The sequence below is a fragment of the Metabacillus mesotrionivorans genome (assembly GCF_052171315.1).
Taxonomy (GTDB): Bacteria; Bacillota; Bacilli; order Bacillales; family Bacillaceae; genus Bacillus_P.
Genome location: NZ_JBQMFF010000001.1, coordinates 54,276 through 72,692, shown reverse-complemented (window position 1 = coordinate 72,692; position 18,417 = coordinate 54,276). Strand labels below are relative to the sequence as shown.

Here is an 18,417-nt window from a genome sequence, read left to right as displayed (position 1 = left end):
AAAAAATCCCCGTTGTCCCTTTGCTGTCCCCATTTACGGGCAGTTGACCCCCACCTCTTTCTCATGCATGTTCAGGGCATAGAGGTAGAGGCTGCTGCCTGCCAATAAAGGATAAAAGTTGAGCCAATACCATAGGTATCGGCTCAGACTGACTATTACTTCGTTTGTGAAGAGATAGCATCCTCAATTTGCTGACGTGCAGCGTCAAGTGCCTTTTTAGGTTCAGTTCCATCGTTCCACATTGTTGTATAAGCCGTTTCCATTGGACCCCAAACTGATTGCATTTCAGGAATGTTCGGCATTGGAAGCGCTGCTTCTGCCTGCTCAAGGAACGCTGAAGCGATTTCGTCGTTTTGGATAGCATCGCTTTCAATCAATTCAGTTTGAGGAGGAAGCTGTCCTGTCATTTCAAAGCGTTTTTCAAGCATTTCTTTGCTTGTTGCAAATTGTGCAAGAAGAGTAGCTGCTTTTGGATATTTAGAATAAGAGTTTACATAGTAAGCTTTGATTCCGGAGAAACTTTTTGGTGTTTCGCCGTTGTCTAATTTAGGAAGCGGAGCAATACCGAAGTTGATGCCTGCTTCTTCATGGTTTTTAATATCCCATGGACCAGAGATGCGGTACATTAGTTTGTTATCGTTAAAGAAAGAACTGATCAAGTCGCCAGTAATGTCTTCTTTTTTCAATGGAAGAAGTTCTTTGTTCATGCGTTGCATGAATTCACCAGACTTCACAGCGCCTTCGCTGTTCACTCCAAGATCGGCTGCATCTGTGTTGTCGTTGCCGAAAATGTAGCCGCCGTAGCCAGCGAAGAATGCATGTGCAAAGTAGAAGTTTGCAGGCTCCATCATGAAGCCGTATTTGCCGTCACCAGCAAAGCCTTTGGACTGTTCAAAAATTTCGTCAAATGTTTCTGCAGGCTTGTCTACCAAATCTTTGTTGTAATAAAGTGCATATGTTTCAATAGCCATCGGGAATCCGTAAAGCTTAGAATCGCCGTTTTCATCTGTGTAAGATGTTCCGCTGATTGCAGCCGGAAGGAAGCTTTCTTTATATTCATCAGCTAAAACGTTTTCATAAATAAGACCCGCTTTAACCATGTTTCCTACGTGATCGTGAGGTGCGTGGAATACGTCTGCGCCAAGTCCAGCAGGACCGTCTACTTCAAGTTTGCCGGCAGCGTCAGTGTGGTTAACTTCCTGCACTTCAACTGGAATATCGTATTTTTTTGTAAATTCTTCTGCAACCATAGTCGCCCATTTCGCTTCTGAGTCTGCATTATCCCAAAGTACAAGCTTTGCGCCTTCTTCAGGAGTCAAATCTACTGCTTCTTCTGTCTTTTTTTCTCCCTCTTTGTCGCCGCCTTCTGTCTTTGCCGGCTCTGAGCTGCCAGGCTTGCTGCATGCTGCCATGACGAATACAAGCAAAGCAATGAGAGTAAGTGATAAAAACTTTCTCATAATTTCCCCACCTTTTATTTTGTTGTAATCTATTTCATTGTACTTAGTGCCCAGAGGACGTTCAGCACAACTGAAACCAAAGTCTCATAGTTCGTCAGTGAAAACGCTTCCTATTACCCTCTTAAAAAAAGGCTTTCATTTCTTTCATTCAGCCGTTTCTGCCAAGGTTTGTGCAAACGTTTTCCCTATTAACTAATTTTCATTTTAAGTTTGCCAGAATTAAAAGTCAATACATTTTTAAAATAAATGCAAACGTTTTCCCATTGTCTTATAATAGAAAAGAAATCTATTTTTTGGCTATAGTAGGTGCACAAAAGGATGGGATGATAGTCACACATCTTCCATTCCTGTGCCCCGCTGCAAAACGGCCTGCAGAAAGAGAGTGAATGTATTGTTAAAAGAAGCTGTATATCACCGCCCTAAAAATCAATATGCTTACGCATACGACGAAAAAACACTGCACATCAGACTGCGCACGAAAAAGAATGATGTTGAAACCGTCAGCCTTGTGCATGGCGATCCATACGAATGGAGCAAAAACGGCTGGACGTTTAAGCAGAAAGACATGAAGAAAAGCGGATCGGATGAGCTGTTTGACTACTGGTTTACAGCTGTAGAACCGGAATACAGAAGAATGCGCTACGGATTTGAGCTGATTTCAGGTGATGAAAAATGGGTCTATACAGAAAAGGGATTTATTAAAGATGTGGTCTCGGACGATACAGCTCCGTACTTCGCCTTCCCTTTCTTAAATAAAGCGGATGTATTCCATGCACCTGAGTGGGTGAAGGAAACAGTCTGGTATCAGATTTTCCCGGAACGCTTTGCCAACGGAGATTCTTCTATTAATCCAGAGGGCACCCTGGAATGGGGAAGCACAGAACCGACAAGCAGCAATTTCTTCGGCGGTGATTTTGAAGGAGTCATCCAGAACATCGGCTACCTGAAGGATCTTGGCATCAGCGGCATTTATTTCACTCCTGTTTTTAAAGCGTATTCAAACCACAAATACGACACGATCGACTACATGGAGCTTGACCCGCAATTCGGTGATAAAGAAACCTTTAAGCGACTTGTCAGAACGTGTCATGATAACGGCATTAAAGTGATGCTTGATGCTGTTTTCAATCACAGCGGCTTTTATTTCCCGCAGTTTCAGGACGTTCTTGAACATGGTGAGAAATCAGCCTATAAAGACTGGTTTCACATCCGCAAGTTCCCTCTTAAAAATGAGGACGATACGTTAAACTATGACGCTTTCGCCTTTGTAGAAAGCATGCCGAAGCTGAACACCGAGCACCCCGACGTGCGCAGCTATCTGCTCGAAGTGGGCCGTTACTGGGTAAGGGAGTTTGATATTGACGGCTGGCGCCTAGATGTTGCGAACGAAGTGGATCATGCATTCTGGAGAGAGTTCAGGCAGGCTGTGAGAGCTGAAAAAGAAGATGTCTACATACTGGGTGAAATCTGGCACGACTCTATGCCTTGGCTTCAGGGCGATCAGTTTGATGCCGTCATGAATTACCCCTTCACAACCGGAACGATGAACTTTATTGCTACAAATAAAGTAAAAGCGGAAGAATTTGTTCACATCATGGAAAGCGTCCTCCACTCTTATCCTAAAAACGTGAACGAGGTCGCCTTCAACCTTCTTGGCAGCCACGATACGCCAAGAATATTAACAACAGCAGGACAGGCCAAAGAAAAACTGAAACTGCTTTTCGCCTATCAATTAAGCTTCATCGGAACACCGTGCATCTACTACGGAGATGAAATCGGCATGGACGGAGAACAGGATCCGGGCTGCCGCAAGTGCATGATCTGGGAAGAAGACAAGCAGGACCGAGAACTGTTCACCTATGTCAAAAAACTGATCAGCCTGCGTAAAAAATACCCTGTATTCGGAAACGGCGGCGACATCACATTTGTTGAAGCAAATGATGAGACAAACCATGTCATTTTCACAAAACAGAACCGCAGCCAGAAAATGATAGCCGTTCTGAATAATTCGGACAAAGAACTCTCAGCTGTTCTTCCATTCAGTCTCGAAGATACGAAGCTGACTGACTTACTCACAGGAAAAGAATTTGCAGCACATGCAGAGAAACTGACGGTGACAGTGCCTCCTTATGAGATGGCGTTTTATTTGGTTCAGGAATAAGGATTGACGGTGCCCTGGTGTATGGGGTGCCTTTTTTTGGAGCTTTTACGATGGAACTGTTCTGATGAAAGGTTATATCTTATTTGCTTTTGGACCTTTCACGATGGAACTGTTTTGCTGAAGGGTCATATCTTACCGCTTTTGTGACCTTCACGACGGACCGACTCTGCTGAAGGGGCATATCTCATCGCTTTTGTGACCTTCACGACGGACCGACTCTGCTGAAGGGTTATTTCTCAACGCTTTTGTGACCTTCACGACAGAGCGTCTCTGCTGAAGGGGTATATCTCACTGCTTTTGTGACCTTTACAACAGATCCTCTCTGCTGAAGGGGTATATCTCACTGCTTTTGTGACCTTTACACCAAGGCAGCAGCGCTGAAGGGTCATAAATATTTTTACCGAATTAAATGCTCCCACAAAAAAACACGTCGGGAAATGTTATCCGACGTGTTTTACATTTTTCATTCTTCCGGTCTTGGTCCTGCATCAATGCCTCTGCTTTCAACTGTCATAATCGGCCTGCAGGTGACATCCCCGTTCACGCGGATCTGGCAGGAAAGGCGCAGATGATCCTCCACTCCTTTTTCCGCAAACGCGTTTCGTTCAGTATTTGTTAAGTCTTCGAAATCCCCTTCAAGAATTTCCACGCGGCAGCTTGTGCATTTCGCTTTCCCCCCGCAGCGGTGGAGAATGTTTACTCCATTGTCCTCTAGTGCTAAAACAAGTTTCTTTCCCATTTCTGTTTCAAATGAGCCGTGGCCCGGCACGTTAATTGTAGGCATTATTATTCCTCCATTGGTTTCTGTTTTAATGTTACTTATTTCTTGAATTGGAACCATCAAGCTGCAGATTTTCTTTCTTGATGGCACTTATCTACGGGATTCGAACCTTCAAGACCCGGATTTTGCGGCTCGGTGGCACTTATCTCCGAGATCAGGACCATCAACCATTGAATTTTCCGGTTTGACGGCACTTATCTCCGAGTTCGGAACCATCAAGCCAGCGATTTTCTGTTTTGACGGCACTTATCTCCAAGATCGCAACCATCAAGAGACATATTTTCCGCCCTGAAGGCACTTATCCCCGAGACCATAACTTCAGTACCATCCTGACCTATTATCGGTCTTATTCATACATGTTTTATTTTTTCCTTGATACTATCTTTCGATATTCAAGTGGTGAAACTCCTTCCAGGCGTTTAAATATTTTTGTGAAGTAGGCGGGATCCTGTATGCCGGACTCTTTTGCGATGAATGCTATTTTATCGTCAGTAGTCGACAGAAGCCGTTTCGCCTGTTCCATCCGGTACTGGGTTAAGTACTGTACAGGTGTGACACCCATTGTTTTTTGCATGCATCTTGTGATGTAGTCGGGATGAAAGTGAAGTTCCTTTGCAACGTCCTCCATCTTCTTTTCTTCTTTGTAATGTTTCCTAATATAACGCAGCGTGTCTTCCACTACTTTTTCAGCTGCGCTTGAGATCTTCAGTGATTCTTTTTGGAGATGAAGAATGATTTCCTGAAAATAAATCTGCTGCCTCAGCGTAAAATCAGGGGTCTGATGGTCCAGACGTGTAAGATTCTCAAAAATCTTTTCAACAAAATCACGGTGGAGGCATTCTCCGAAAGCCGGAAGTTTAAAATGAAATTGGGGCGGAACGACAAAGTCCCCGTCTCGCGTCTGGATCTCTGCCCAGTTTTCATACCCCTCCCTATACAGTGAAAATTCACCCTCCATTTTGAAATGACACCAAAAAACTCTTGTATCTTCTCTGCAGCTTTTATGTCCGTAGTGTTCAAAGCCTGGAGTTAAGATGATGAACTGGCCGTCTTTTATTGTAAATGGCTCGCTGTTTTCCGTTATGTAAAGCTCTCCCGACTGGACATATATCAGATCAAAGACGGTAAAAATGCGCTTAAAGTGCTTGGATCCCTTTTTAAAAATAGCATCTCCGCCTTTTATAAAAGTTGGAAATGGAGGAATGTCAAAACCGATGTAGGACATGGCGCTCTCTCTCTTCAGGTCGTATTTTTCCAAAAATGATCGAAATCATCTCTTTTTATTATAGAAGATCATCTGTAAACTAGTAATGATTTTACGTAAGTTTTTGGGAAGGAGGATGGTTTTTGCCTCAACTGAAGAAAGATCGAAAATTGACATTATTTGCTCTTACCTGGCCTATTTTTATTGAGTTGTTTCTTCACATGCTGATGGGAAATGCCGACACCCTGATGCTCAGCCAGTATTCGGATGACTCTGTTGCAGCTGTAGGAGTCGCGAATCAGATTCTGAACATTTTAATCGTCATGTTCGGCTTTATCGCAACAGGAACAATCGTCCTGATCACGCAGAACGTCGGTGCCGGCAACAGCAGAAGCGCCCTTGAGATTTCGCAAGTGTCCATTGCAGCCAATCTGGTTCTTGGCCTGATTATCGGTGCTGCAGTCATTGTTTTCAGCGAAAACATGCTCATGATGATGAATATCCCCCCTGCCCTGATGGCAGAAGCAGATTATTACTTAAAGATGGTCGGAGGGCTCTGTTTCCTTCAGGCGCTTATCATGACCATTGGAGCTGTGCTTAAGAGCTACGGATTTACAAAGGATACGATGTATATCACAATCGGCATGAATATTCTTAATGTCATCGGAAATTATCTGTTTATTTTCGGACCATTCGGCATACCCGTGCTAGGAGTTGAGGGTGTTGCCCTTTCGACTGTTGTCTCAAGGCTTGCGGGACTGATTGCTATTTCTTATCTCCTTGTAAAGCGGATTTCATTCCAGACGAAGGCGCTGGATGTTTTTAAACTGCCTGTTTCTCACCTGAAAAATCTGCTGAAGATCGGGGTGCCGTCCGCAGGTGAGCATCTTGCCTACAACGGATCTCAGATTGTCATTACCATTTTTATAACCATGCTTGGAGCTGAAGCGCTGACAACAAAGGTTTATGCTCAGAACCTGATGATGTTCATCTTCCTTTTCAGTCTCGCGATCAGCCAGGGAAATCAGATTATGATCGGACAGATGACAGGAGCTAAAGAATATGATCAGGCTTACTCCAGATGTATGAAGTCGCTGTACTGGGGTATCGGCACCTCAGCCGTCATTGCTGTCTTATTCAGTATTTTCACAGACAGCCTGTTCGGAATCTTCACCGATAACACTGAAATTCTGCAGACAGGAGCTGTCCTGCTTCTCCTGACCATCATTCTTGAACCCGGCAGAGCATTTAATCTGATTATCATCAGTGCGCTTAGAGCGGCAGGAGATGTAAAGTTCCCGGTGTATATGGGTATTTTGTCCATGTGGGGAATCAGCGTTCCGCTTGCCTATGTGCTGGGGATTCAGTTTGAACTTGGTCTTGCGGGCATCTGGATTGCGTTTATAGCGGATGAGTGGCTGAGAGGCATCCTCATGCTTATAAGATGGAAGTCCAGAGTTTGGATCAATAAAGGATTTGTTTTACAATCAAAAGCAGCAACCTGACATCCGGCGATTTCGCCGGATGTTTTATTTTTCGCGTCAGCTTATGTGACGCAAGTTGTAACCGCTATCAAAAATTACACAGGAAATTAGTCCTTATTTTTTATTATAATTTTCAGAAAAATGCTTGCTTTCTGCATACTCTTGCCATATGATAATAAACATAACAACAGGTGTTATATTTCCTGACATGAAAATCAGTCTTTATTATCTTTTATTAAAAGGAGTGTGTTGAGGAATGGATGCTGTCGTGCTAATGGATAATTTATGGGTCGTCATTGCGGGTATACTTGTTTTGCTCATGCAAGGAGGATTTATTCTTCTTGAAGCGGGATCTACCCGGATGAAAAACGCCGGTCATATCGCAGGGAAGACGATTTTTACTGTTGGAATTGCTTCTCTTGTATTCTGGGCCGTTGGTTACGGATTCATTTATGGGGATGGAAATAAATTTATCGGTCTTTCAAACTTCTTTTACGGAGATGCTTCTCCTGCAACTGACGGGCTGACCACTTCCGTAGATTTCTTTTTCCAGCTCGCCTTTGCAGCGATCGCACTGACAATTGCCTTTGGAGGATTTGCAGAACGTGCTAAACTGTCTGCATATGTTATCTTCGCAGTTTTATTCTCTGCATTGATCTATCCGGTTGTTGCCCACTGGATTTGGGGAGCAGGCTGGCTTAAGGATTTAGGCAAGCAGGATTTCGCAGGATCCACAGTCGTCCATTTGACTGGTGCGATGGCAGCACTCGCTGCGACGATTGTCTTAAAGCCAAGACTTGGAAAATATGCAAAAGACGGTACGATGAACCAGCTTTTCGGCCATAACCAGGTATACACGGCTCTAGGCGTTTTAATCCTTTGGGTCGGCTGGTTCGGATTTAACGCAGGAAGCACATTCGGAGTATCAGACGGATTTTTTGGATATGTTGCTTTAAACACGCAGCTTGCAGCAGGTGCAGGTGCCATCGCAGCAATGATTGCCGTCCGGGTGATGACCGGCAAAGCTGATATCCCTACAACTTTAAACGGCGCTCTTGCCGGACTTGTAGCCATCACTGCCTCCTGTGCATTCGTGGCCCCGTGGGCAGCGGTTGTCATCGGACTTGTCGCCGGTGTTCTTGTCTACTTCAGCATGAAGCTGTTTGATAAAGCGAAAATTGATGATCCGATTTTTGCCCTATCTGTTCACGGTGCGGCAGGTGTCTGGGGTACATTATCCACCGGTTTCTTCGCTACTCCGGAGCTTGCTGAGCGAAACGGCGGACTTGCGGGACTGTTTTACGGCGGAGGCCTCACACAGCTCGGCGTACAGGCCATCGGCATTCTCTCATGTGCCGCTTATGCGTTCATCGTGTCCTACGTCATCCTGATTGTGATGAAAAAGGCAATGGGAACAATCCGCGTGACAGAAGAAGAAGAAATGATCGGACTTGATATGAGTGAGCACGGCAGCTACGGCTATCCTGAATCGTTTGCTTCTGCAGAAGGAAGCAAGCCTGAGAAAAAAACAACAGCTTAAAAGAGTGGTTTAGAGCGGTGTGATGCCGCTCTTTTTTTGTGCTCAGCTTTCATCAGACGCCTCGTCCCCACGGCCAGAGCGCGTTTCCTTGTGCATCCCCCTGCGGTTTCTTATAATCAGAGGAGAGAGAGAGGTGCACAAATGAAAATTGACCAGTCCATCTATTATTTTTTCCTATTCTGGTATGCGTGCGGTGTTGTTCTTTTAAGCTTTGATATTCTTCCTCCCGCCCTGGAATGGGCAAATGTGGTGTTCCTGATAGCTGCAGGCTTGATCGGAGGCATTTATTTTGTTCGTTCATACGGAACCTCAAAAGGACTTTCCATTTCTGCGATCATCGTATTTTTCTCGGTTTTTGCAGAGCACCTCGGCGTTGAATACGGTATTTTGTTTGGTGACTACTACTACACTCAGGATTTCGGCCCCAAACTGATCGGCGTTCCCATCGCAATTGGATTTGCATGGCTGATGGTAATCGCCTCGTCGCATGCACTTGCCAAAGTGATCGCCTATAAGAAAAATGTGCTGATCTACGTTCTCACAGGCTCTTTGCTTGCGGTTCTGATGGATCTGATCATTGATCCTGTAGCCTACGAGGTTAAAGAATACTGGGTATGGCAGGCAGAAAGTTTTTACTACAACATTCCCTTTTCAAATTTTGCAGGGTGGTTTATTGTCGCCTTCATTCTGCATGCTGTCATCTACTTTCTTGTACATAGCGAAATGAACGTGAGCGGCATCTGGCACAGCCGGATGGTCCTTGTTTTTATTCTGATGCAGGCCATGTTCATCCTTTTGGCTTTGATCAGCAAACTGTGGCTTGCCGTTTCGGCCACTCTTGTGCTGACTGCTGCAGCGCTTGCGGTTTACTATTATTCTTTAAAGAGGTTCCCACATGATTGAAGCCGCCAAAAAGCCTTACTTTCAAAAGTTGTTTTTCCTGTATAACAGGCAGCTGTTTAAACGCCATTTTAACGGGATCTACCTCGATGGGCCTGCAGAGCTGCCCCGTCAGGCGATCATCTGCATGAATCACAGTTCGTGGTGGGACGGTCTTCTTCTTTTCCACTGCAATCAGGCAAAAATAAAGCACGATATCTACATCATGATGCACGAAAAAGGACTGAAGGAATTCCCGTTTTTCAGAAAGCTCGGCGCGTTTTCTGTTAACCGGGGGAAACCGAAAGACATTGTGCTTTCTCTTCAGTATGCAGGCAGAAAACTGGATGAGGGCAAATCGGTCTGTCTTTTCCCGCAGGGAGACGAAATGCATCTCGAGAAGCGCCCTCTAGGCTTTTTGCCCGGGGCGGTTTCCCTGCTTGAGAAACACCCTCACGTACCTGTTCTTCCTGTCATCTTTTACTATTCTTTTGGAGACCGGAAAAAGCAGGATCTTTTCGTCCGAATTTGTTCTCCTATTACATACAAGGAACTTACCGGGACCTCCCGAAAAGAAAAGAACCTTTGTTTTGAGGAACTGTTTACAAAAGAACTCGATTCCCTGAGACAGCAGGTCATTGACAAGAACGTCAGCGGGTTTGAGAATGTGTTATAGAAGAAAGGACGTTTCCCTATGAAAAAAGCAGTCGTCATCGGAGCCGGTCTTGGAGGGCTGTCTGCGGCCATTACTCTTGCAAGCGAAGGCTTCCAGGTAGATGTCGTGGAGAAGAACAGGCATGCAGGCGGAAAGCTGATGCCTGTTTCCCTTTTAGACTATCATTTTGACTTTGGTCCAAATACGATTACCATGCCTCAGGTTTTTGACCGTGTCTTTTCAAAAGCAGGCATGAGAATGAGTGACGTTCTGAACATGAAAAAGCTTGATGTTCATACGCGCAACGTTTTTAGTGACGGAACGGTCTTTGATTTTACAAACAATCCCGCTGCCATGAAAGAACAGCTGAAGAAAATCGATCGGTTCGCCGCACAGCATTATGATGGCTTTTTAAAAGAAATCACAAGGCTGTACAAACTGTCTGAAACGCACTTTTTCCCAAAGATGTTTCAATCGTTTGCAGACTATCTTTCACCCTCCCTTGGAACCGCGCTGCTGAAAGTCCGGCCGCTCGAATCCATGCATCACTTTTTCGGCAGATATTTTAAAAACCCTGAGCTGATCAAGGCGTTTGACCGGTATGCCACATACATCGGCTCCTCCCCGTATATCTCTCCTGCCACTTTTTCAATGATTGCTTATCTTGAACTTGTGCAGGGCGTTTATTACGTTGAAGGCGGGAATGTGAAAATTGCAGAAGGATTTAAAGCAGCTGCAGAAAAACTCGGCGTGCGGTTTCACTTTGGGTCGAAGGTGAACAGGCTCCAAGTGAAAGATAAGAAGGTGTCATCTGTTCTGCTGGAAGACGGACGATCTTTTCAAGCGGATGAAGTCATCATGAATGCCGACCTGCTTCAGGCATATCCTGAACTTGTTGACGAGCAGCACCGTCCGGGATTTAAAGCTTCAAAGCGCGACAGCTACCAGCCGTCCATCTCTGCATTTGTCATTTTGGCCGGCCTGAAAAAAAGACATAAGGAGCTTTTGCACCATAATGTCTTTTTCTCTAAGGATTACAAAAAGGAATTTAATGATCTGTTTTCTGAGCATCGGTACAGCGGCGAGCCGACCATCTACATCAGCAATTCCTCGTATACGGACAAAAGCGTATCCCCGTCAGGAGACAACCTGTTCATTTTGGTCAACGCCCCCGCTCTTACAAAAGAGGGAGAGCTTGCTGCCGATGCAGAAGAATACAAGGAACGGATCTATGATATTCTGGAGGCAAAAGGACTCGAGATCCGAAGTCAGCTTGCCTGTGAAAGAGTCATAACTCCGCTTGAAATCGCAGACACGTTCGGAGCATACCGCGGAGCTCTTTACGGCATCTCAGCCAACAGAAAAATGGACGCCTTTCTCCGTCCTTCCAATTTTTCAAAAGACATCCGCAATCTTTCCTTCGTTGGCGGCAGCACCCATCCCGGAGGAGGTTCGCCCATGGTAACCCTGAGCGGTATGAACGTCGGAGAGGCTGTTGCTTCAAGGCACAGAAGCTAAAAAACTGTTTCCCTGAATGAGGGAAACAGTTTTTTATAATCTCACGTACCGCAATAAGTCTTGTAAGGCTGATCGTCATTCGGAGGAAGCTTGCAGTATTCTTCCTGTTCCGGGGAGTACGCATACGGATTTTCCAATACACGCAGCAGCCTCTCAGTCACACTGTAATCTCCCTCGGCAGCGGCTGCAAGGGCCTCTTCTACCCGGTGATTGCGGGCAATGACTGCGGGGTTGCTGTTTTTCATCAGCTGCAGCGACTCCTCTTTTGATTGCGTCTCCCTGCTTAGCCTCTCTTCCCAAAGAAGATTCCACTTTCCGAACTCCTCTGATTGAAACAGGGCAGAGTCCCCGTATGAACCCGTCGTGAGCGACTTGAACGAATTTGTGTAATCCGCACGATGCTTCTGCATCATTTTCAGCCATTCCTTAACAAGCGACTCGTCCTCTTCTTCCTGAGTGAACAAGCCCAATTTGGCCCTCATTCCATTAAGCCAATACTGCTGATACAAATCACTGTACGCTGAGAGGGCATCCTGCGCAATTTCAACCGCCTTTTCCTCATCCTCATGAAGCAGCGGCAAAAGGGATTCTGCCAGTCTTGCAAGGTTCCAGCCGCCGATGTAAGGCTGGTTTCCGTATGCATAGCGGCCGTTTACATCTATGGAGCTAAACACGGTTTCAGGATTATATGCGTCCATGAAGGCACATGGTCCGTAATCGATGGTTTCTCCGCTGATTGTCATGTTGTCTGTGTTCATGACACCGTGAATAAATCCTGCAAGCTGCCATTTGGCAATAAGTTCAGCCTGACGGTCAATCACTTTCTTTAAAAAGGACAAATAGGCGTGTTCATTTTCTTCAATCTCCGGATCATGCCGCTTGATTGCATAGTCAGCAAGCGTCTTTAAATCCTCTATGCTTCCCCAGTTAGCCGCATACTGGAAGGTGCCAACCCTAATGTGGCTTGAAGCGATCCGGGTCAGAACCGCACCAGGCAAAAACGATTCCCTGATCACAGCGTCTCCCGTTTTGACCACTGCAAGACTCCGTGTCGTCGGGATGCCGAGGCCATGCATGGCTTCACTGATGATGTACTCCCGAAGCATCGGACCAAGAGCAGCCCGGCCGTCGCCTCCCCGGGAAAATTTTGTCCTTCCTCCGCCCTTCAGCTGAATATCGATTCTTCTGTCATCCGGCGTCAGATGTTCACCAATCAGGATCGCCCGGCCGTCCCCAAGCATTGTAAAATGTCCGAATTGATGACCTGCGTAAGCTTGTGCAAGCGGCTCTGCACCATCAGGAATCCGGTTTCCGGCAAAAACGTCCGCATCTCTTTTTAATGTGTCAGCACTGAGCCCGAGAGAAACAGCCAGTTTTTCATTAAACATCACCATCTCAGGAGTGCTTGCAGGAGCCGGTGTCTGACTGGCAAAAAAGAGTGACGCCGCATGTAGCTGTTGTCAAAGTTCCATCCGCTGGTTAAATTTTTCATCCTGTCTCCTTTCTTGTTTTCATTCAGGTTTAGGACAAACTGTAATTTCAATTATTTCAGAGGAAGCGAATTTACTCAAGGAAAGAAGCAGAAAAACAGCCCGCCTCGGACTGTTTTCATTCTGCTCTATTTATTTCTCTTCCATCCACTCCGGTTTTCCAAATCCTTCAAAATCTTTGTCTATTGCCTTCTCAAACTCCTCGGATTCAACAACGTCTTTAATATCCTCGGCGATTTCCGACTCAGCGTCTTTTGTGTTCATCACAACGCGATTGCGGTGTACATCGTTCATGTTCTCAAGAGTCACCGCATCCGCAAGATCCATTTTAGCCGCAAGGGCAAAATTCCCCGGTACGGCAGAAAGGTCCGCATCTTCTACAGCTCTTGGAAGCTGTGCAGCTTCGATCGGAAGGAACGTCAGTTTTTTTATATTCTCCGTCACATCTTTTTCAGATACTTGAAGCGGGCTGACCTCTTCATTTAACTGAATCAGTCCTGCGTCCTTTAGAATATGAAGCGCCCGGGCAGCATTCGTCGGATCGTTTGGAATGGCGACTGAGGCACCCTCTTTGACTTCATCAATGTCCTTTACTTTATCAGAATACAATCCCATTGGGGCCGTCGGCACTGTGATAATTTCCGAAAGCTCCAGTTTGCTTTGCTCAGCGAATGTTTCCATGTAAATTTTGTGCTGAAACAGGTTGGCATCCAGTTCATCATTGCCAAGGGCATTATTAGGCTGAATATAATCGTTGAACTGAACAACCTCAACTTCATATCCTTTCTTTTCAAGGCCGGGTTTAATGGCCAGTTCCACCATATCTGTGTATGGACCGGCTGATGCGCCGATTTTAATTTCTTTCTTCTCTCCATTTGTTTCTTCTGCGCCGCACGCAGACAGGATTCCCGCTCCTGCCACTAATAATGCCAATACCATTTTCTTCATGTCTCTTTCCCCCTAGATTGAATAAAAAAATTCCTCCTTCATTCAGAAAGAGGAATCGTATGTATGACGACTTATCTTTCAGAATGAAGAACATTCTGCAGGATTTAGCACCGTTCCAATTAAGGAGGTTGCCGGACGTCGCAGGGCCTGTTCCCTCAGTCACTCTTGATAAGCAAGCTATTAAATTGAATAACGTAATCTTATACTGTGTATTGGGTTCTGTCAATCACTATTTTAGAATAATCAAAATAGTAAGATTAACAATCTGCTAAAAAGCACCGTCCCGATGAAGACGGTGCAGCGCAGAGCTGTGTTCAAAATCAGATCTGCGAAAGGATCGCATGTTTTTCTTCACTTGACACAAAATTCCGCTCACCGAACACATTGTAGTCATTCAAGCGGATTTTATTAAGGATCGCACGGTAAAAGTGGCCGGCCGCTTTCACAGGTGCGCGGGAATGCAGAGGGTATTCATGCATAGTCAGCATCGCTGTATCATAATGCTTTTCCGCTTCTGCCGCAAGATGCTCCCATACTCTGATGAATTCAGGGGTAACTTTCTGCTGCTGCAGATCAAATTCGGTCATTTTATGTCGTGCCATCACCTCTTCAGGGACATAAATGCGGCCGCGTTCAAGATCTTCTCCGATATCCCTTAGGATATTCGTCAGCTGCATACCGAGTCCAAGAGCAATAGCCCCTTCCCGAAGAACGTTTGTCTTTTTCGGAGCAAGCACCGGCAAAAGCATGAGGCCGACTGTGCTTGCAACGTGATACGAATAATCGAGCACTTCTTCCATAGACTGATAGCGGATTTTGACAAGATCCATTCCCTGCCCTTTAATCATATCCCGGAAAGCTTCCACATCCATATCATAATTGGTGAATGTATCGTGAAGGGCCACCCACATGAAATTGTCTCTGGAGTAGTCGCCTCTTAGAAAAGAGTCGAATTCAGCCGTGAACTCCATTAATTCTTCGCTTGGCCTCTCTCCCTCGTCTACGATGTCATCGACGATTCTGCAGAACGCATATACAGCCCACACTGCTTTTCTTTTTTTGGGAGGCAGAAGCGAAAAAGCTTTATAGAAAGTTTTAGAATGATGCCGGATGACTTCTTCACATTGCTGATAGGCCTGTTTTAAATCAACCACTCAGACTCACTCCTTCCCTCTCTTTGTTTTGATGATCGGATAAGATGGCAGAAACCATCAGCTTCGCCCCCTGCATCACGATCGGGACTCCGCCTCCGGGGTGAATCGAAGCTCCTGCTGCATAAACGTTTGTGAGCTTGGATGGTTTAACCTGCGGTCTGAACACGCCGGATTGAAACAAAGTCGGAGCGATGCCGAAGCTTCCCCCCTGAAAGAGTCCTTCCATTTCTTTGTCATCCGGTGTTCTGACTTTTTTCCACTGGATCGACTTTCTGAGTCCGGGGAATCCTCTTTCTTCAAGCTGATCAATAATCTTTTCAACGAACCCTTCCTGTTCCCCCCAGTTGATCGAACTGCCTGACGGCACCGGCACAAGCGCGTATAAAACGCCGTGTCCCTCGGGTGCAAGTGAGGAATCGATTACAGAAGGATGAAATGCGTAGATGGAAGGATCTGACGGAACTTCTTTCGTTTCAAAGATTTCTTTCATATGCTGCTGAAAATTCGAGCCCATGAAAAACTGATGCACAGGTGAATCCCTGTAGACTTTGTCCAGTCCGAAGTAAAGCAGAACACAGCTGGATGACGCCGTATAGTTTCTTGCAGGCATTGACTCCTTTGGAATCATCTTTGATGCGCCCGGAAAATCGCCGTTTAAAACAAAGGCATCCGCCTTGACTTCTTCTCCATTTACAATCAGAGCTGCTGCTTGCACGCCATCTGTTACCACTCTCTCAACAGTAGCATTTTTCATCACCTTTACGCCAGAATTTAGAAGGGCGTTTTCAAGAACCGTTACAAGGGAAGCATAACCGCCTTTCAGATAATAAATGCCATGCTTATGCTCGCTGAATGAAATAAGCGAATAAAGGGCCGGTGAATCAAGCGGATTGCCTCCGATATACAGCGTCTGCAGGGAATAGGCCTGCCGGATTCTCTCATCCTGAAAATAGGCTTTTAGAGAGTTGTTTACAGATTTATAAGCTTTCAGATGCATGAGTGTTTTCAGATTGTTGCGTGTCCAGAACGTTCGCTTATCATGAAAAGATTTCTCGAGAAACTGGTCCCGTCCAAGGTTAAAGCGGATCTCCATATCCTTCATGAACTGAACGAAGCCTTCTTCATTTCCCGGAAAGTTCTCCTTTATCTCCTGGATCTGCCGTTCAATGGAATTGTATTTCTTGTACGAAGACCCATCTTTAAAGTGCAGTTTATAAAGCGGATTAATATTGATTAATTCGTACTGATCACGGCTAATTCCTGCTTCATTCAAAATGGATGTGAGCATTTCCGGCAAAAGAACAATTGTCGGGCCTTCATCGATCCTGTACCCCTGCTCTTCTGTAAAGGCAAGCCTTCCCCCGAGTCTGTCTCTCTTTTCAAACAAACTGACCTCATATCCTTTTTTCCTGAGCATAAGAGCTGAAATAAGCCCGCCAATGCCGCCGCCCGCTATTGCAATTTTCATAGTGCATTCCCCAATTTCTTTTCAGATTTGATTGGTAGAGCATGACTGGTTTCGTCCATTATGGCATTAGTCGTGATCCTTGCTGATTCGAGGATGGTAGGAAGCCCGCTGCCCGGATGTGTTCCTCCTCCTACAAGCCAGCAGTTGTTCAGCTCTTCAAATTTGTTGTGCGGTCTGAGCACCATCATCTGTGTCAGCTGATGGCCTAAATTAAAGGTTGCTCCTTTATAGACAAGAATGTCTTCTTCCCAGTTCTTTGGCGTAATGATTTTTTCAGTTTCAATATGATTTCTCAAGTTTTTAAACTGTGTTTTCCGTTCAAGTGTCTCAAACACGAGTTCCCGGAACTCTTCCTGATGCTGTTCCCAGTCAATATTGCTGAAGTTGTTTGGTACCGGGGCAAGTATGTAAAGCGCTGACTTGCCTTCAGGCGCCAGAGTATCATCTGTTGCAGCCGCATTCTGAATGTAGATGGACGGATCCCCTGACAGCTTGAGGGTTTTCGTGATTTCCTCTACGTTTCTCTTATAATCCTCAGAAAAAACGATTGTATGGTGAGGCAGATCATATTTTTTATCGAGACCGAGGTAGATCATGAAGGTTGAACAGGAGTATTTTTTCTTCTCCAGTTTTTCTTTTGAGAATTTCTTTAAGATTCCCGGTTCAACGAGATTTGACATGACGTGGGCGAAATCGCCGTTGATGACGACTTCATCAGCAGCTGCTGTCGTTCCGTCTTCAAGAATGACGCCTTTCACATCCTTGCCTTGGAGCAGCAGTTTTTTCACTCCTTTTCCGAGGTGGATGGTGCCCCCATGCTCTTTCAGCACGGCTGCCATTGCTTTTGACAGCTGGTTTACCCCGCCTCTTGGGTGAAAAATGCCGTATTCATGTTCCATAAAAGAAAGGATCGAAAATGCGCCTGGACATTCCCAGGGGGACATGCCAATATATTTAGACTGAAACGTAAACGCATATTTGACTCTTTCGTCTTTAAAATAGCCTGATAAAACATCATACAGCGATTTCGTAACAGTCAGCTGCGGAAGAGCCTTAATGACCTTCCAGCTCAAGTAATGACTGAAGCGGTCCATCTTGCTTTGCAGTATTGGAGTCAATGCCGCCATTTTCCTGCGCGTATCGTTCATGAACCTGTTATAGCCATTGCCGTCCCCCGGCGAAAACTCTTCTAATCTCTCGACCATTTTTTCCGGATTTTTTGTCATTTTTAAGGACTGATCGTCAAAAATCAGTTCGTACATTTCTTCAAGTTCAATCATGTCCATATAATCATGAAGGTTTCTTCCGGCTGAAGCAAAAATTTCTTCTGCGATATGGATCATGCTCAAAAAGGTCGGCCCCATGTCAAATGTGAAGCCGTCCAGTTCAATGGAAGCGTTGCGCCCCCCGACATATGGCTGTTTTTCATATACGTCTACCTGGTACCCCTGACTCGCTAAATTCATGGCAGCTGCCAAGCCGCCAGGCCCTGCACCGATGACTATGATTTTTTTAGCCATGTTTACTCCTCCTAATTCCTGTACAACAGTTATACAAACATTATACAATTCAATTTATTAAAACACAATTAATTAGGTTCTCCCTTTTTTTACTATTCCCTAATACGAACGATTTGAATAGTTTTTCAGATCATTTTACAATTTTCCACAAAAAG

The 18,417-nt window shown here is 45.3% G+C and carries 13 protein-coding genes, 1 pseudogene and 1 riboswitch; of the genes and pseudogenes, 6 read left to right on the top strand and 8 right to left on the bottom strand.

The features are described from left to right. Positions 1–155 precede the first annotated feature (155 nt). Entirely contained in the window at positions 156–1,460 is a 1,305-nt protein-coding gene (locus ACTSEZ_RS00295) for a sugar ABC transporter substrate-binding protein (protein WP_369732172.1), read from the bottom strand. A gap of 391 nt (positions 1,461–1,851) precedes the next feature. On the opposite strand from ACTSEZ_RS00295, the gene ACTSEZ_RS00290 reads away from it, so the two are divergent. Further along, a complete protein-coding gene (locus tag ACTSEZ_RS00290; protein ID WP_369733048.1) occupies positions 1,852–3,621 on the top strand; it encodes an alpha-glycosidase in 1,770 nt (589 codons plus the stop codon). Between the two features lie 463 nt (positions 3,622–4,084). Here ACTSEZ_RS00290 and ACTSEZ_RS00285 read toward each other — a convergent pair whose 3' ends face one another. Continuing rightward, on the bottom strand, positions 4,085–4,405 hold the full coding sequence (locus ACTSEZ_RS00285; RefSeq protein ID WP_282034779.1) for a 2Fe-2S iron-sulfur cluster-binding protein: 321 nt from the start codon (positions 4,403–4,405) through the stop codon (positions 4,085–4,087). 358 nt (positions 4,406–4,763) lie between these two features. Next, positions 4,764–5,627: a helix-turn-helix domain-containing protein gene (locus ACTSEZ_RS00280; protein WP_369732171.1), complete on the bottom strand. Its 864-nt coding sequence runs from the start codon at positions 5,625–5,627 to the stop codon at positions 4,764–4,766. A 131-nt stretch (positions 5,628–5,758) separates the two neighbouring features. Here ACTSEZ_RS00280 and ACTSEZ_RS00275 point away from each other — a divergent pair, with 131 nt between their 5' ends. The 5 genes from ACTSEZ_RS00275 (at position 5,759) to ACTSEZ_RS00255 (ending at position 11,682) form a co-directional block, all read left to right on the top strand. After that, positions 5,759–7,111 carry an MATE family efflux transporter gene (locus ACTSEZ_RS00275; RefSeq protein WP_369733047.1) on the top strand — a complete coding sequence of 451 codons (1,353 nt, stop codon included), beginning with the start codon at positions 5,759–5,761 and terminating at the stop codon, positions 7,109–7,111. A gap of 235 nt (positions 7,112–7,346) precedes the next feature. Continuing rightward, positions 7,347–8,630: an ammonium transporter gene (locus ACTSEZ_RS00270; RefSeq protein WP_369732169.1), complete on the top strand. Its 1,284-nt coding sequence runs from the start codon at positions 7,347–7,349 to the stop codon at positions 8,628–8,630. 141 nt (positions 8,631–8,771) lie between these two features. Then, a complete protein-coding gene (locus ACTSEZ_RS00265; protein ID WP_369732168.1) occupies positions 8,772–9,533 on the top strand; it encodes a carotenoid biosynthesis protein in 762 nt (253 codons plus the stop codon). Continuing rightward, on the top strand, positions 9,526–10,185 hold the full coding sequence (locus tag ACTSEZ_RS00260) for a lysophospholipid acyltransferase family protein (protein WP_369732167.1): 660 nt from the start codon (positions 9,526–9,528) through the stop codon (positions 10,183–10,185). Before ACTSEZ_RS00265 ends, ACTSEZ_RS00260 begins: the two co-directional genes overlap by 8 nt. Before the next feature lie 18 nt (positions 10,186–10,203). Further along, entirely contained in the window at positions 10,204–11,682 is a 1,479-nt protein-coding gene (locus ACTSEZ_RS00255; RefSeq protein WP_369732166.1) for a phytoene desaturase family protein, read from the top strand. A 41-nt stretch (positions 11,683–11,723) separates the two neighbouring features. Here the strand turns inward: ACTSEZ_RS00255 and ACTSEZ_RS00250 are convergent. From ACTSEZ_RS00250 to ACTSEZ_RS00230, 5 genes and pseudogenes are all read right to left on the bottom strand, one after another. After that, positions 11,724–13,174 (bottom strand): annotated as a pseudogene (locus tag ACTSEZ_RS00250) (protein adenylyltransferase SelO). A gap of 130 nt (positions 13,175–13,304) precedes the next feature. Continuing rightward, on the bottom strand, positions 13,305–14,120 hold the full coding sequence (locus ACTSEZ_RS00245) for a MetQ/NlpA family ABC transporter substrate-binding protein (RefSeq protein ID WP_369732165.1): 816 nt from the start codon (positions 14,118–14,120) through the stop codon (positions 13,305–13,307). Positions 14,121–14,188: 68 nt separating this feature from the next. After that, a riboswitch (SAM riboswitch) is annotated at positions 14,189–14,295 on the bottom strand. Positions 14,296–14,440: 145 nt separating this feature from the next. After that, a complete protein-coding gene (locus ACTSEZ_RS00240) occupies positions 14,441–15,274 on the bottom strand; it encodes a phytoene/squalene synthase family protein (protein WP_369732164.1) in 834 nt (277 codons plus the stop codon). Beyond that, positions 15,267–16,742, bottom strand: a complete 1,476-nt coding sequence (locus tag ACTSEZ_RS00235; protein ID WP_369732163.1) for a phytoene desaturase family protein — start codon at positions 16,740–16,742, stop codon at positions 15,267–15,269. Before ACTSEZ_RS00235 ends, ACTSEZ_RS00240 begins: the two co-directional genes overlap by 8 nt. Beyond that, entirely contained in the window at positions 16,739–18,262 is a 1,524-nt protein-coding gene (locus ACTSEZ_RS00230; protein WP_369732162.1) for a phytoene desaturase family protein, read from the bottom strand. Before ACTSEZ_RS00230 ends, ACTSEZ_RS00235 begins: the two co-directional genes overlap by 4 nt. Positions 18,263–18,417 lie beyond the last annotated feature (155 nt).

What these genes read in the sequence shown, in the direction of transcription:
- ACTSEZ_RS00295 (WP_369732172.1), bottom strand. Translation starts at nt 1,460, where the DNA reads ATGAGAAAGTTTTTATCACTTACTCTCATTGCTTTGCTTGTATTCGTC.
- ACTSEZ_RS00285 (WP_282034779.1), bottom strand. Translation starts at nt 4,405, where the DNA reads ATGCCTACAATTAACGTGCCGGGCCACGGCTCATTTGAAACAGAAATG.
- ACTSEZ_RS00280 (WP_369732171.1), bottom strand. Translation starts at nt 5,627, where the DNA reads ATGTCCTACATCGGTTTTGACATTCCTCCATTTCCAACTTTTATAAAA.
- ACTSEZ_RS00270 (WP_369732169.1), top strand. Translation starts at nt 7,347, where the DNA reads ATGGATGCTGTCGTGCTAATGGATAATTTATGGGTCGTCATTGCGGGT.
- ACTSEZ_RS00265 (WP_369732168.1), top strand. Translation starts at nt 8,772, where the DNA reads ATGAAAATTGACCAGTCCATCTATTATTTTTTCCTATTCTGGTATGCG.
- ACTSEZ_RS00260 (WP_369732167.1), top strand. Translation starts at nt 9,526, where the DNA reads ATGATTGAAGCCGCCAAAAAGCCTTACTTTCAAAAGTTGTTTTTCCTG.
- ACTSEZ_RS00255 (WP_369732166.1), top strand. Translation starts at nt 10,204, where the DNA reads ATGAAAAAAGCAGTCGTCATCGGAGCCGGTCTTGGAGGGCTGTCTGCG.
- ACTSEZ_RS00245 (WP_369732165.1), bottom strand. Translation starts at nt 14,120, where the DNA reads ATGAAGAAAATGGTATTGGCATTATTAGTGGCAGGAGCGGGAATCCTG.
- ACTSEZ_RS00235 (WP_369732163.1), bottom strand. Translation starts at nt 16,742, where the DNA reads ATGAAAATTGCAATAGCGGGCGGCGGCATTGGCGGGCTTATTTCAGCT.
- ACTSEZ_RS00230 (WP_369732162.1), bottom strand. Translation starts at nt 18,262, where the DNA reads ATGGCTAAAAAAATCATAGTCATCGGTGCAGGGCCTGGCGGCTTGGCA.